Genomic DNA, 13,682 nt, shown 5'->3' with positions numbered 1-13,682 from the left:
GTCAGATGTTATTTTCAAGGGTTCGGATGTAAAAGATATAATCAAAAATAGGCAGCTCAGCGCCGGCTTGCTTAAGGTGCTGGCCAATCTGCGCACGGTGATGCGTTCCATGGTTTATCACATGGGCCAGTATATCGCTTAAGGTATTTTCAAACGCCTCTCCTTTGGTATTCTTATAGGTAATTATCGTGTCAAAATCGGCAGGTTGCAAGGTTTCCAGATAGGCTATCCAATCTGCGTGGTTAGCATCTATAGTCTCTTCGAAGCTTTCTACCCGGCCTTCGGGCCACAGCGGGCCACCCGGTGCCGGAAGGTGTTTGCACCGTTTTAACCAGGTTTGCTGCGCCGCCAGCATGTGCGCCATCAGCCCCGCCGGTTGTGGTACGTTGGGGTACTGTAACATTAGCCCGGTAGCTTGCTTGTTGGCGTGGGTATCGTAATTAAACAGGCGGATAAAATAGTTTTTCATGGCCCACAAAAGTAAAAATTATAAACGCCAATTCCACGGATTGAGTGAACACGAATAGCACTAATTGAGACGAATTTCACGAATTGAATGTCTGAATCAGAATTTGCAGAATTTTAAGATGAACAGAATATTTGAATGTCGGTAAGGCATTCTGAAAATTCTTTAATTCTGAAAATTCTGATTCAGACACCCTTAACCTAATCATAACATAAACAACACTTTAAGCACACATGGTTGCCTTACATTAGTGATATACAAATTAAAGCAAAGCACCATGAAACTCTTCAGCAAACTAACCGGCTTTATTAACGATATACGCGAATACCTGTTCCTGAAAAGCATGCGCTCATCGTTCAAGCACTAATTTTTACGGAATCGTTTCGTATATACAATTATAATGTACATTTTGGGCCTCGCACCAGCTCAAATTAATGGCATCTGAACGTCCTGTAATTCAACTCGATAAAAAACAATTCGGCCCGGATTTCGCCTGGGGGGTGTCTACTGCGGCACTTCAAACGGAAGGCTCATGCGATGCCGAGGGCAAAGGTAAATCTATCTGGGATACCTTTACCGCAAAAAAAGGCAAGATACTTAACGGCGATACCCATACCCAGGCCTGCGATTTTTACCTCAACTACCGCCAGGATATCGACCTGGTAAAAAAGCTTAATATACCCAACTTCAGGTTCTCCATTGCCTGGTCGCGCATATTGCCGCAGGGTATCGGCGAAGTAAACAAGGCCGGGATTGATCACTACAACAACGTTATCGATTATTGCCTGCAGCAAGGCATTGAGCCATGGCTAACCGTTTACCATTGGGATTTGCCGCAAGCGCTGGAAGACAAGGGCGGCTGGACCAACCGCGACATCATCGGTTGGTTTACCAACTTCGCGCAGATTTGCGCGAATGCTTTTGGCGACCGGGTAAAAAACTGGATGATTATGAACGAGCCAGCCGTATTTACCGGCGCGGGCTACTTTTTGGGCATACATGCACCCGGGCGGATGGGGCTGCGTAACTTTTTGCCGGCCGTACATCACGCGGTGCTTAGCCTGGTGGCGGGGGCTAAAACGCTGCGCAAGGCATTGCCGCATGCGCATATGGGTACTACCTTCTCTTGCTCATATATCGAACCTTATTCTGATAAGCCGCGCGATGTTGCTGCTGCAAAACGTGCCGACGCGCTAATCAACCGCTTGTTTTTAGAACCAATACTGGGCCTTGGCTACCCAACGGAAGTTTCGGCTTTGAAAGGTATCCAAAAATATTTTAAGCCGGGCGATGAGGATAACCTGCATTACGATTTCGACTTTATTGGCTTGCAGAATTATACTCGCGAAATCGTAAAATATTCTTTTTTTACGCCATACATCGGTGCCCGGCTGGTTAAGGCCGAGGGCCGGAAAGTGGAGCTTACCTCCATGAAATGGGAGGTACACCCGCCTGCTATTTACCACATGATCCATAAATTCAACAGCTATCCGCAGGTAAAGAAGATAATAGTTACGGAAAACGGTGCGGCTTTCCCGGATACCGTAGAGGGCGACGCGGTTGACGACCCAAAGCGTGTGAATTACCTGCAAACGCATTTACAGCAGGTACTTAAGGCAAAACAGGAAGGCTGCAGGTTGGAAGGATATTTTGTGTGGACGCTAACTGATAATTTTGAATGGGCCGAAGGCTACCACCCCAGGTTTGGGCTGATACATATTGATTTTGACACCCAAAAACGCATCATTAAAGCCTCAGGACACTGGTACGCTAGCTTTTTGAGGTGAGTTGTTTGCGATATCCAATGGCTGCACCGGCAGGCTTACGAAGAACGTAGTGCCCTGGCCGTCGCTGCTTTCGAGCCATATCTTACCATTATGCTTCTCTACAATCTGCCTGCATATAGATAAGCCCAGGCCAAAGGATTTTTCCCCATCGGTACCGGGCCGCTGCGCACTGGTAAACATATTGAATACTTCGGTCTGCAACTTTTCGGGGATGCCGATACCATTATCTTTTACGGATATTACCACAGCATTGTCGTTATTCGTCACCTTCACAGTAATGGTTTCACCCGTAGGGCTAAATTTAATGGCATTGCTAATGAGGTTGCTGATAACCCGCCATATTTTTTCGCGGCTTACTACTAGTTCTTGTTGTTTTTCCGACGTTTCTAAAAATATTTTCTGTCCTTTTTCGGCGGCTTTGAACCGGAGCAACTCCACGCTGTTGTTTACCAGCGAATTTATCTCTACCGGTGCCAGGTTCAAATGCACCGAAGCGATGTTGGTTGCCTCCAGTATCTCGTTTATCAGTTCCAGTGAGTTTACCGATGTTTCTCTAACCAGGTTTATAAGTTCCTTTTGCTCGTCGGTATAATCGTCCTCGGCCATCATGCCAGTTAACGAAGCTATGCCGCCGATGGGGTTGCGCAAATCGTGCGCTACGGTGCGCAGTATGCGGTCTTTTTCCTGGCTGCTGTTGTTCAGTTCGGTAAGTGTGTTTTCCAGCACATGGTTCTGTTCGTTAATCTGCTGGTTCAGGATGTTTACTGTAAGCACATCGCGTTTAGACCGCCGCCAGTTGCGGAACACCAAAAACATGATGATGACCGTAAGTATGGCCACCAGCGTAATGGCGTAAATGTATATTACCTGCAGTTTGTTATCGTTGCTCAACAGGTCAATCTCGTGCTGCTTTTCGTAATTGGCCACCTGCTGGTTTACATCGCTTTCCATTAGCAGGCTGGCGTTTTTTGCCAGCGAATCTTTAAGATAGTTATAACGTTGTATGTGGCTTATGGCCTTGCTTAAGTCGTTCTTTTTTAGATAGTAATTGCCTATCAGGCGGTTGTAATCGGCCTCGGCATCGGGGTTTTTGGTGGTGTCGAGTTGCGCACGCAGGTTTCCTAACAGCAATGCAAGAGAATCGGTCTTATTTGCTTTAAGGTATAAATTGCCCAGCTTTACCTCGGTTAACTGCGCATCCCTGTTATCGTACCCCGATTTTAAGTTTATATCGATGCTCCTTTTTAGCAGGGCGATAGCCATCTGATCCTGATTTTTTTGGATATAAACCTCGGCTTTGTTGCCATAGACCACCCCGGAAGCCATATCGATATGCAGTTTCCTGTCGGGGAAATTAGCGGCGTTATCGCTAATGAGCTGCAGAGCTTTATCGAAATAAACCACGGCGCTATCGTTCTCGTTATTGTGCCTGTAGCTGAGGCCTATATTATCTAACAGTTCCTGGCGGCGGTAAAAGCTCACGAAGTCTTTATTCAGCGTGTAACTGTCGCTGCCGCTATGCCGGTAGCTATCCTTAAAGTAGTTTGCAGCCAGTTTGTATTGCGCCTTTTTGTACATAATCATGCCCATGCGGTAGGTATAATCGGCAAGCGCAGCGGAATTGAGGTAGTTTTTGCCTGCAAGGTAACCCTCATAGTATGCCTGATAAGCATCGTTGAATTGCTTCAGTTCGAAATAGGCATCTCCAAGTGCAAAATTGGCCTCCGGATAATTTTCGGAGTATTGCTTGGGCGTAACGCTCTTTTTGGCCATAGCAATCATGCTATCGGCATATAACAGGCTGGTTTTATAATCGTGCAGCAACTTTTGGTAGTGCACGTAGTGAAAAGCGTAAAAACGGAACTTATCGTTGATGGTGGCATTTGGCAGTTTGCGGAACGCCGAATCCATATAATGCACGGCCCTGGCGCTGTTGTTAAGCCCCCAAATCTTATCGGCCTGTTTCTGTATAGTTAAATATTCTTCAGAATACTCGCCGGTATCGGTAGGTTTTTCCTGCCCACAAGCCGCAATAAGGGGCAATAGCCAATAAAGCCACCAGTTACGTTTGGATAATTTGCTGCCTGAAGAATAAATTTCGTGCATCAATGTTTATAGGGTAGGTAAAGAAACTCCGACAACAAATATAATATTCGGAGACATATTTCGGCTATACAGAACCTTAATTTATTAACTAAAAGCGTTTTCGCCGGTAATGTCCATACCCGTTATCAACAAATGTATATCGTGCGTGCCTTCATACGTAATTACCGATTCCAGATTCATCATATGGCGCATTATCGGGTATTCGCCTGTAATGCCCATGCCGCCGAGCATTTGTCTGGCCTCGCGGGCTATATTGATGGCCGTTTCAACGCTATTGCGCTTGGCCATTGATATCTGCGCAGGTGTAGCGCGGCCCTCATTTTTTAAAGTTGCCAGGCGCCAAACCAATAATTGCCCTTTAGTTATTTCGGTTATCATTTCGGCAAGTTTTTTCTGCTGGAGCTGAAAACCGGCTATCGGCCTGCCGAATTGCACGCGTTCTTTTGAATAGCGCAAGGCTGTATCGTAGCAATCCATGGCTGCACCTAGCGCACCCCAGGCAATGCCGTAACGTGCCTGGTTGAGGCAGCCCAGCGGGCCTTTTAAGCCGCTTACGTTAGGCAGCAAGTTTTCTTTAGGCACCTTTACGTTATCGAACACCAATTCGCCGGTGGCAGATGCGCGCAGGCTCCATTTGTTATGCGTTTCTGGCGTACTGAAGCCTTCCATGCCGCGCTCTACAATAAGCCCGCGTATTTTGCCTTCCTCATCCTTTGCCCATACAATGGCAATATCAGCAAAAGGGGAGTTGGATATCCACATTTTTGCACCATTGAGCAGGTAATGATCGCCTTTGTCTTTTATATTGGTGGTCATGCCGCTTGGGTTGCTGCCATGGTCGGGTTCGGTAAGGCCGAAGCAACCCATTAGTTCGCCGGATGCCAGTTTGGGCAGGTATTTGTGTTTTTGTTCTTCGGAACCATAAGCATTGATAGGGTACATTACCAATGAACCCTGTACCGATGCGGTAGACCGTATGCCCGAGTCGCCGCGCTCAATCTCCTGCATAATAATGCCATAGGCCATGTAATCAAGCCCCATGCCGCCATATTCCACAGGAATAGTAGGGCCAAATGCGCCTACTTCTGCCAGTCCCTTTAACAGCTGTTTGGGGAACTCGGCCTTCTGGGCATAATCTTCTATAATGGGACTTACTTCTTTCTTCACCCAATCGCGCACGCTTTGGCGGATGAGTTTATGCTCTTCTGATAAAAATTCGTCAATCTGGTAGTAATCCGGTGCTTCGTACAAGTCGGTTTTGGCCATGGCAGTATCGTATTGGTTGCCTCAAATATATACACGATTTAACGATTAAAGGAGCTCGAAATCGTTGTTTTTGATAGGTTGGAGGCGCTTTTTGGCAAAAAGCAGGTTTAAACGGTTTAAACATAGATTTTACACGAATTTATTTTTGAAGTTTTTTTACAGGATTAAGGGAAAGATGGATTTTGCAGGATTAGTGATGATTTTTATCACGCAAAGGCGCGAAGGCGCAAAGAAAGAAAAAGCACGAATTTAAGCTTAACCATTGGCGGAAATCTTAACGAATATGATAACACCTGTCCTTAAAAACCTTTGCGTCCTGGCGCCTTTGCGAGAAATAATCTTCCCCTTGCACTTTTGTATTAAACTGATTTTTGTCAAATAATCCACTACTTTTGGCTTATGGTAAAAGTGGCTTTACAGGGCGCGGAGTTTTTTGCTTATCACGGGTTTTACCCGCAGGAGCAGCTTTTGGGTACCCGTTTTGTGGTAGATATTGAGGTGGTTTTTGAAAACTCCTACGATTTTAACGATGATAAGATTGCCAACACCGTAAACTACGAGGAGCTTTACCTCATAGCCAAAACCGAGATGCTACACACGCGTAAATTGATCGAAACCGTTGCGCAGGGCATTATTGACGGTATTGCGGCTAAGTATAGTTATGTTAAGATAGCCTCGGTCACTATCAAAAAAGCGCACCCCGCTTTGGGCGGTCCGGTGCAGAATTCGGTAGTGAGCATTAGTTATAACAAAGATAAAGCAAAGCATGGCATTTAATAAGATAAGCGCGGAAATGCTTGCCGCCATAACCGATATTTTGGGTGCCGAAGCCGTATTGAGCAGCCCGGCAGCGATAGCAGATTACAGCCACGACGAAACCGAGGACCTGGTTTATTACCCCGAAGTAGTGGCCAAGCCAAAGGATACGCAGGAGGTGGCAGCGTTGATGAAGTTTTGCAACGAGAACCTGATACCCGTTACCCCACGCGGGGCAGGTACCGGCCTCGCAGGTGGCGCACTGGCTATCAACGGCGGCCTGATGATATCCATGGAACGCTTTAATCAGATCCTGGATATAGACGAGCAAAACCTGCAGGCTACCGTAGAGCCCGGCGTTATCACGGAAATATTTATGAACGCCGTTGCCGAAAAAGGGCTGCTTTACCCGGTAGATCCGGCCAGCAAAGGCAGCTGTTTTATTGGCGGCAATGTGGCCAACTGCAGCGGCGGGCCAAGGGTGGTTAAATATGGCACCATCCGCGAGTATGTGCTGAACATGGAAGCGGTGCTGCCCAACGGCGAAATCATCTGGACGGGCGCCAATACGCTTAAATATGCCTCAGGCTACAACCTAACCCAATTGCTTATAGGCAGCGAGGGTACGCTGGCCATTGTTACTAAAATTGTAGTGAAGCTGATACCCAGGCCAACGCTGGATGCTTTGATGCTGGCTTCTTTCAACACCAACGAAGATGCATGCGCGGCGGTGTCGGCCATATTCAGGGCAGGGGTGGTACCATCCGCGCTGGAGTTTATGGAACGCAAGGGGATTGAATGGGTGATAGAGCATGATGGGCTAACTTTCGACCTGCAGGATGGGGCAGAAGCATTCCTGCTGATTGAAGCCGATGGCACAAACCAGGATGTGATTTTTGCCGACTGCGAAAAGATAAACGAAGTTTTAGAGGCTCACAACTGCCGCGACGTGCTCTTCGCGGATACCTCGGCGCAGAAAGAGGAGTTATGGCGCATACGCCGCACCATGGCGGTGTCGGTAAAATCGAACTCTGTTTATAAGGAGGAAGATACGGTGGTACCCCGTGCCGAATTGCCCAAGCTTATTAACGGCATCAAGGAAATCGGCAGCCGCTATGGCTTTTCATCGGTTTGCTATGGCCACTGCGGCGACGGCAACCTGCACGTAAACATTATCAAAGCCGGTATGAGCGATGAAGACTGGAACAATAAACTGAAGGCCGGCATTACCGAAATCTTCGAACTAACTGTGAGCCTCGGCGGCACTATCTCTGGCGAGCATGGGATAGGGGTAGTGCAAAAAGAGTTTATGCCTTTGAAGTACACGCCGATGCATTTTGCATTATGGAAGGGTATTAAAGCTGTGTTTGACCCGAATGGGATTTTGAACCCCGGGAAAATTTTTTAGATGCGAAAATGTGCTGTTTTTAGGTAAACAAGCATCAGTTGGCTTGTTCAACAATGCCGAAAAGTCCGGCAAAAATTAAAATTAACCCTACCCAAAACAAGATTTTCATAGCTTTTTTGTCTTCTTTGTAACCGCCCCTGCCTTCTATTTTGCTTACATATCTGTCGTAACCTCCTCTTGTCACTTGATAAGGAATAAATTCTTTGCCGTATTGTCTCCAGAAAAAAGCGCGTACAATATGATAAAGTAAGAAGGTTACCAATGGAACCACACAAAGACTTGAACCATTGATTAAAAGCAGGCAGCAGTTTAAAAACCAAATTATTGAGAAATAAACACTCCTAAAGCGCAAACCAATAGGCGTTGATACTGTCAAAATTCCAACTGCAAGAGCAGTAAAAAGCAAGTAAGGGAAGGCCCGTTGAGGATCGATTACCCTTATAATCACTTGAGTTAAAACAGCGACTGAATAGGCACCAAGTATTAGAACATCTGAATTAGTTAGATTTCTAAATTCTAATCTGCCAACGGTGAATCTCCTTTCTAAATCTTGATAATAGTTTTTCACTTCTCTCAGTTCGTATTCAAAATCAGTCTCGGCTCATCATGATCAATCATCTTTTGCCTGCCTTCCCTGGGGATAGAGACAGATTTGCCGGCGGTATAATCGTAACTGATGCACACGGTTTTGCATGTGGTGCAGATCTCTTCGCCTTTATCGGTAAGTTTTACCAGTACGTGCATTACATCAAAGCTACTGTTGCCTATGCGGATAACGCGCACGTAGCAAACCAGGCGGTCATCAATAGTAACGGGTTTTAGGTAGTTGATCTCCGACCGGCCCACAATAATGCCCGTTTCCTTTAAATTCCAGTGGGCTACATCGCGCCAGTAGTTGAAACGGGCAACTTCAAAATAGGTAAGGTACACCGCGTTGTTCACGTGCCCCACGCTGTCGATATCCGAAAAGCGGATAGCAATATCGGTTTTATACTTGTAATCGGTCAGTTTTTCAGCCATGTTATGACAAATTGTCTGATAGAATTTTATTTTACAGACATCCTGTCTTGTAAACGCGCGATTTTACCTGTTGGTATAACAGTTGATAAATCTTCAACGAAGTTAACAAAACAAAAACTCAGGAGGATATAAAAATGACATTAGTAAAATTCAACAACGGACTGAAAGCTAACGCTAACCCATTCTTTAGCGATGTATTCGATTCTATCGTAAACGATTCGTTTTTAAGCGACAAATTGGTTGCCCGTGTACCGGCAGTAAACATTGCCGAAAACGACAACGAATTCCAGATAGAATTGGCAGTACCTGGCTTAAAGAAAGAAGATTTTAAAATAAACCTGGATAAAAACGTGCTGAGCATATCGGCTGAAAAGAAAACCGAAAACAACCAGGAGACAAAAAAATACAGCAAACGCGAATACAGCTACAACTCTTTCGTACGCTCATTCACTTTGCCAGATAGCGCCGATTACGCAAAAATCGAAGCTGATTACGCTGACGGTATCTTGAAATTAACCGTTGCTAAAAGAGAAGAAGCTAAATTCCAATCAAGGGAAATAGCTGTAAAATAATTGAAGAGTTAGGAGCCTCACCCCGGCCCTCTCCAAAGGAGAGGGAGTGGAAATTCTTTAAAGTCCTCTCCTTTGGAGAGGATTTAGGTGAGGCTAATTGAAGAGTGTTTTCATAAGTTTGGTTTAGTTGAAAGGCCGGTCCGCAAGGGCTGGTCTTTTTTATTTGCGATCTTAGATATTAAACTCAATCCAGTTAGCCGCAACGACTTGAGTGAACACGAATTTTTACGAATTTAATCGGATTGCACGGATTTTTAGCTTCGTCCTCATGGCAATAAAATTCGGGTAGCCACAACGATTTGAGTGAACACTAATTTTTACGAATTTAATCGGATTGGACGAATTTTAGATTCGTCCAGGCGGTAAATTAAAAAGATAATTAGCCACAACGATTCGTGAAATTCGCCTTAATTTTTTTAATTCGTGTTAACTTAATCTTAAGCAGGACAAGCTCAGTATACCTGTTAAAAGATAATTAGCCACAACGATTCGTGAAATTCGCCTTAATTTTTTTAATTCGTGTTAACTCATCTTAAGCAGGATAAGCTCAGTATGCCTCTTAAAAGATGATCGGCCATAAACTAATCGTATATCTCAACTCTAACCTACGTCCCCTGAAGGTAATTCTAAAATCGTAAATCTAAAATCGTAAATCCAACCTACGCCCTCATATTGATATACTGCAAGGGCTGGCCGAAATCTTCGGTACGGCACAGCGCGATAACGGCTTGCAGGTCGTCGATTTTTTTGGCCGTAACGCGCACCTGGTCGTTTTGGATGCTGGCTTCTACCTTTAGCTTGCTGTCTTTTATCTTCTTTACTATTTTCTTCGCAGCTTCTTTATCGATGCCTTCTTTGATTTTTATCTCCTTGCGAATCATATTGCCCGATGCGTAAACCTCCTTGCCAAAATCGAGGGCTTTTGGGTCGAGCCCTTGTTTAGACATGCGGCTGATAATCGCGTCCTCTATCGCCTTTACGCGCATATCATCCTCAGTAACAATAGTTACTTCGTTTGTTTTCTTATCCAGATCTATGGTACTCTTGCTACCGTTAAAATCGTAACGGTTCAAAATTTCTTTCTTGGCGGTATTGATGGCGTTATCCAGCGTTTGTCCGTCTATCTTGCTTACTATATCAAATGAAGGCATAATGGTTATTTTAAAATGCAAAGCTAAGGTAACATTTGCATATGCTATAAACTATAATGCAGATATTTGGTTTACCTGCTTTGCATCTATTACAATTATTTAATATTATCTTAACAAATAAAAAGGCAGATTTGTGCTTTATGGATACTAAAAACATTCCGTTAGTTAACAGGGAAATAAGCTGGCTATATTTTAACGACAGGGTTTTGCAGGAAGCTGCCGACCCAACCGTGCCGCTTATAGAACGCGTGAAGTTTTTAGCCATCTTCTCCAGCAATCTGGATGAGTTTTACCGCGTGCGCGTGGCAACCTTGAGCCGCCTGGCCAACCTCAACGAAAAAGCCAAAGAAATTTTAGGTTACAACCCCAAAAAACTGCTCAACCAGATCAAAAACATCGTGGTGAAGCAGGAGAAGAAATTCAACAACCTGTACGAGAACATCATTGTAAAGGAACTGGCCGAGGAAAAAATATTCCTGCTGAACGATAAGCAGCTGAACGTAACCCGCGGCGAATTCGTAAAGGATTTCTTTCGCGAGAGGCTGCTATCTACCCTGGTGCCTATCATGCTGGATGATGAACTGCCCTTGCCCGAACTGCGCGACCGCGCGATATACTTCTTCGTAAAACTCACCAAGGGCAAAAAGTTCCGCTACGCACTTATAGAGATACCCGATAACCTGTCGCGTTTTTTGGTACTGCCCGAGACAAATAAGCTCAAATTCATTATCCTGCTGGATGATATCATTCGCTACAGCCTCGAGGATATCTTCTTCATCTTCGAACATGATAGCATAGAGGCGTACTCCATACAGCTGACCCGCGATGCAGAACTGGACCTGGATAAGGAGGTGAGCGGGAAATTTATCGATTCGCTGGCCAAAAGCCTTTTAAAGCGCCGCAAAGGCAAGCCCATGCGCCTGGTGTTCGATACCGAAATGCCCCCCGACATGCTGGGCTACCTGGTGAAGAAAATGCGCCTGCAGGGCGAGAACCTGATACCCGGAAGCCGTTACCAAAATTTCAAGAATTTTATCAGCTTCCCCAACGTGGGCCGGCCTGAGCTGGAATACGTCAAAAACCGTGCATTGCCGCTTAAGGGGCTATCGTTCGGCAAAAGCCTGATGGAACTGATTGCTAAGCGCGATTACCTCATTAGCACGCCCTATGAGTCGTTCGATTACGTGATACACTTTTTGCGCGAGGCGGCTATAGATCCAAAAGTAAAGGAGATAAGCATAACCGTTTACCGCCTGGCCGAAAACTCCAAGATTATCTACGCCCTCATCAATGCTGCCAAAAACGGCAAAAAGGTGAACTGCCTGGTAGAGCTGCGCGCCCGCTTCGACGAGCAGAACAACATCTACTGGAGCAACAGGCTGGAAGAGGAGGGTGTAAACGTGCTTTATGGCATCGATGGCTATAAGGTACACTCCAAGATATGCCTGGTTACCCGTATAGAAAAGGCCAAGCCGGCTTATTATGCCTGCCTTTCTACCGGCAACTTCAACGAAAAAACCGCCAAAATATACGCCGACCACACCCTGCTCACCGCCGACAAACGATTGACGGGCGACCTGGTGAACGTTTTTAAGGCACTGATAAAACTGACGCTGCCTAAGGATCTGAAGCATCTCATCGTATCGCCTATAGATTCGCGGCCGGCCATTTATAAGCTGATAGATAATGAGATAAAACTGGCCAAAGCCGGCAAAAAGGCGTATATGATATTCAAGATGAACAGCCTGGCCGATGAGCAGCTGATAGCTAAACTATACCAGGCCAGCAACGCAGGGGTTAAGATAAAGATGATCATACGCGGCATGTGCTGCCTTATACCCGGACAGAAGGGTTTCAGCGAGAACATCGAGGTGATCAGCATCGTTGATAAATACCTGGAGCATGCCCGTGTGCATATCTACGGCAACGGCGGCAACGAAGTGATGTACCTTACCTCGGCCGATTTCATGACCCGCAACATAGAGAACAGGGTAGAGGTAGGCTTCCCAATTTACGACGATAACCTGCGCAAAGAAGTACGCGACATTATTGATATCCAGCTGCGCGATAATACCAAGGCCCGCGAAATTACCGGGAGTGCCGCCAACAAATACCACAAAACCAAGGCCGATACGCTTACCCGCGCCCAGATAGATATTTACACATACCTTAAAAACAAAAACACCACAAATTGAGATACGCTGCCATTGATGTAGGTTCTAACGCCGTTAGGTTGCTGATAGCCAATATTATAGAGAATAACGGTTCTATTTCGTTCAAGAAGAATACGCTGGTGCGCGTGCCTGTAAGGCTTGGCGACGATGCCTTTCTAAACAAGCGCATCTCCGATAAAAAGGCCGATGATCTGGTAAAATCTATGCAGGCCTTTAAAAACCTGATGGATGTTTTTAAAGTAACCGATTACATGGCCTGCGCCACCTCCGCCATGCGCGAGGCGGAGAACGGGCAGGAGGTTGTTGCACGGATAAAAGCAGAAGCGGGGATTGATCTGCAGATCGTACACGGCCAAAATGAAGCCGAAATTATCTACGCCAGCCACGCGGAGATAGATATTGATAAAGACAAGAATTATCTCTACATAGATGTAGGCGGTGGCAGTACCGAACTTTCGCTGTTTTCTAAAGGCGAACTGCTGGCTTCGCAATCGTTCAACCTGGGTACTATACGCATACTGGATAATCAGGATAAGGAAGAAACCTGGAACGAGATGAAAGATTTCATCCGCGAGCATACGCGCCAGCTCAAAAGTATTTTCGGTATAGGTACGGGCGGCAACATCAATAAGCTTTACAAGCTATCCAACGAGAAGGATAACGCCCCGCTTACCTATGTTAAACTGAAATCCCTGTACAATTACCTCGATTCGTTTTCGATGAAAGAGCGTATAAACGTTTTGGGCTTAAACCAGGATAGGGCCGACGTAATTATCCCCGCCTGCGAGATATATCTTACGGTTTTAAAGTGCGCCAATATCAAAAGCATGTATGTGCCAACGGTGGGTATGGTGGATGGTATCATCCAAACACTTATAGAAAAAAACCTCGACCCGCAGCGTTAAAATTATTTTAACAAATTGTTTACAAATCAAAAAACTGTTGTTATATTTGTAGTGCCCGCTCAAAGGGCATG

At 45.6% G+C, this 13,682-nt stretch carries 12 protein-coding genes; 6 read left to right on the top strand and 6 right to left on the bottom strand.

The features are described from left to right. Position 1: 1 nt before the first annotated feature. On the bottom strand, positions 2–469 hold the full coding sequence (locus tag AC1DYT_RS08980; RefSeq protein WP_477469286.1) for a DinB family protein: 468 nt from the start codon (positions 467–469) through the stop codon (positions 2–4). 431 nt (positions 470–900) lie between these two features. On the opposite strand from AC1DYT_RS08980, the gene AC1DYT_RS08975 reads away from it, so the two are divergent. Next, entirely contained in the window at positions 901–2,253 is a 1,353-nt protein-coding gene (locus tag AC1DYT_RS08975; protein ID WP_477469285.1) for a GH1 family beta-glucosidase, read from the top strand. On the opposite strand, the gene AC1DYT_RS08970 is transcribed toward AC1DYT_RS08975, so the two are convergent. After that, a complete protein-coding gene (locus tag AC1DYT_RS08970; protein ID WP_477469284.1) occupies positions 2,221–4,359 on the bottom strand; it encodes a tetratricopeptide repeat-containing sensor histidine kinase in 2,139 nt (712 codons plus the stop codon). The genes AC1DYT_RS08975 and AC1DYT_RS08970 overlap by 33 nt on opposite strands. Before the next feature lie 84 nt (positions 4,360–4,443). Further along, complete coding sequence (locus tag AC1DYT_RS08965) at positions 4,444–5,625, bottom strand: acyl-CoA dehydrogenase family protein (RefSeq protein WP_477469283.1); 1,182 nt, start codon at positions 5,623–5,625, stop codon at positions 4,444–4,446. A gap of 399 nt (positions 5,626–6,024) precedes the next feature. Here AC1DYT_RS08965 and folB point away from each other — a divergent pair, with 399 nt between their 5' ends. Then, the gene (folB, locus tag AC1DYT_RS08960; RefSeq protein ID WP_477469282.1) at positions 6,025–6,402 is read left to right on the top strand and encodes a dihydroneopterin aldolase; all 378 of its coding nucleotides are present in this window, start codon (positions 6,025–6,027) and stop codon (positions 6,400–6,402) included. Further along, positions 6,392–7,789 carry an FAD-binding oxidoreductase gene (locus AC1DYT_RS08955; RefSeq protein WP_477469281.1) on the top strand — a complete coding sequence of 466 codons (1,398 nt, stop codon included), beginning with the start codon at positions 6,392–6,394 and terminating at the stop codon, positions 7,787–7,789. Before folB ends, AC1DYT_RS08955 begins: the two co-directional genes overlap by 11 nt. 34 nt (positions 7,790–7,823) lie before the next feature. Here AC1DYT_RS08955 and AC1DYT_RS08950 read toward each other — a convergent pair whose 3' ends face one another. Continuing rightward, positions 7,824–8,357, bottom strand: coding sequence for a hypothetical protein (locus AC1DYT_RS08950; protein WP_477469280.1), 534 nt, complete (start codon positions 8,355–8,357; stop codon positions 7,824–7,826). Between the two features lie 5 nt (positions 8,358–8,362). Then, complete coding sequence (locus tag AC1DYT_RS08945; RefSeq protein WP_477460384.1) at positions 8,363–8,809, bottom strand: acyl-CoA thioesterase; 447 nt, start codon at positions 8,807–8,809, stop codon at positions 8,363–8,365. 134 nt (positions 8,810–8,943) lie between these two features. Between AC1DYT_RS08945 and AC1DYT_RS08940 the strand changes: the two genes are divergently transcribed. Then, entirely contained in the window at positions 8,944–9,381 is a 438-nt protein-coding gene (locus AC1DYT_RS08940) for an Hsp20/alpha crystallin family protein (protein WP_477469279.1), read from the top strand. 659 nt (positions 9,382–10,040) lie between these two features. On the opposite strand, the gene AC1DYT_RS08935 is transcribed toward AC1DYT_RS08940, so the two are convergent. After that, a complete protein-coding gene (locus tag AC1DYT_RS08935) occupies positions 10,041–10,532 on the bottom strand; it encodes a YajQ family cyclic di-GMP-binding protein (protein WP_477460387.1) in 492 nt (163 codons plus the stop codon). Positions 10,533–10,672: 140 nt separating this feature from the next. On the opposite strand from AC1DYT_RS08935, the gene ppk1 reads away from it, so the two are divergent. Then, complete coding sequence (gene ppk1 / locus AC1DYT_RS08930; RefSeq protein WP_477469278.1) at positions 10,673–12,727, top strand: polyphosphate kinase 1; 2,055 nt, start codon at positions 10,673–10,675, stop codon at positions 12,725–12,727. Further along, a complete protein-coding gene (locus tag AC1DYT_RS08925; protein ID WP_477469277.1) occupies positions 12,724–13,611 on the top strand; it encodes a Ppx/GppA phosphatase family protein in 888 nt (295 codons plus the stop codon). Before ppk1 ends, AC1DYT_RS08925 begins: the two co-directional genes overlap by 4 nt. The last annotated feature ends 71 nt before the right edge of the window (positions 13,612–13,682 follow it).

The organism is Mucilaginibacter sp. P1_D10, assembly GCF_056406215.1.
The sequence above is the reverse complement of the archived record's forward strand: the minus strand, read 5'-3'. Positions and strand labels throughout refer to the sequence as shown.

What these genes read in the sequence shown, in the direction of transcription:
- ppk1 (WP_477469278.1), top strand. Translation starts at nt 10,673, where the DNA reads ATGGATACTAAAAACATTCCGTTAGTTAACAGGGAAATAAGCTGGCTA.
- AC1DYT_RS08955 (WP_477469281.1), top strand. Translation starts at nt 6,392, where the DNA reads ATGGCATTTAATAAGATAAGCGCGGAAATGCTTGCCGCCATAACCGAT.
- AC1DYT_RS08975 (WP_477469285.1), top strand. Translation starts at nt 901, where the DNA reads ATGGCATCTGAACGTCCTGTAATTCAACTCGATAAAAAACAATTCGGC.
- AC1DYT_RS08965 (WP_477469283.1), bottom strand. Translation starts at nt 5,625, where the DNA reads ATGGCCAAAACCGACTTGTACGAAGCACCGGATTACTACCAGATTGAC.
- AC1DYT_RS08940 (WP_477469279.1), top strand. Translation starts at nt 8,944, where the DNA reads ATGACATTAGTAAAATTCAACAACGGACTGAAAGCTAACGCTAACCCA.
- folB (WP_477469282.1), top strand. Translation starts at nt 6,025, where the DNA reads ATGGTAAAAGTGGCTTTACAGGGCGCGGAGTTTTTTGCTTATCACGGG.
- AC1DYT_RS08945 (WP_477460384.1), bottom strand. Translation starts at nt 8,809, where the DNA reads ATGGCTGAAAAACTGACCGATTACAAGTATAAAACCGATATTGCTATC.
- AC1DYT_RS08935 (WP_477460387.1), bottom strand. Translation starts at nt 10,532, where the DNA reads ATGCCTTCATTTGATATAGTAAGCAAGATAGACGGACAAACGCTGGAT.
- AC1DYT_RS08980 (WP_477469286.1), bottom strand. Translation starts at nt 469, where the DNA reads ATGAAAAACTATTTTATCCGCCTGTTTAATTACGATACCCACGCCAAC.
- AC1DYT_RS08970 (WP_477469284.1), bottom strand. Translation starts at nt 4,359, where the DNA reads ATGCACGAAATTTATTCTTCAGGCAGCAAATTATCCAAACGTAACTGG.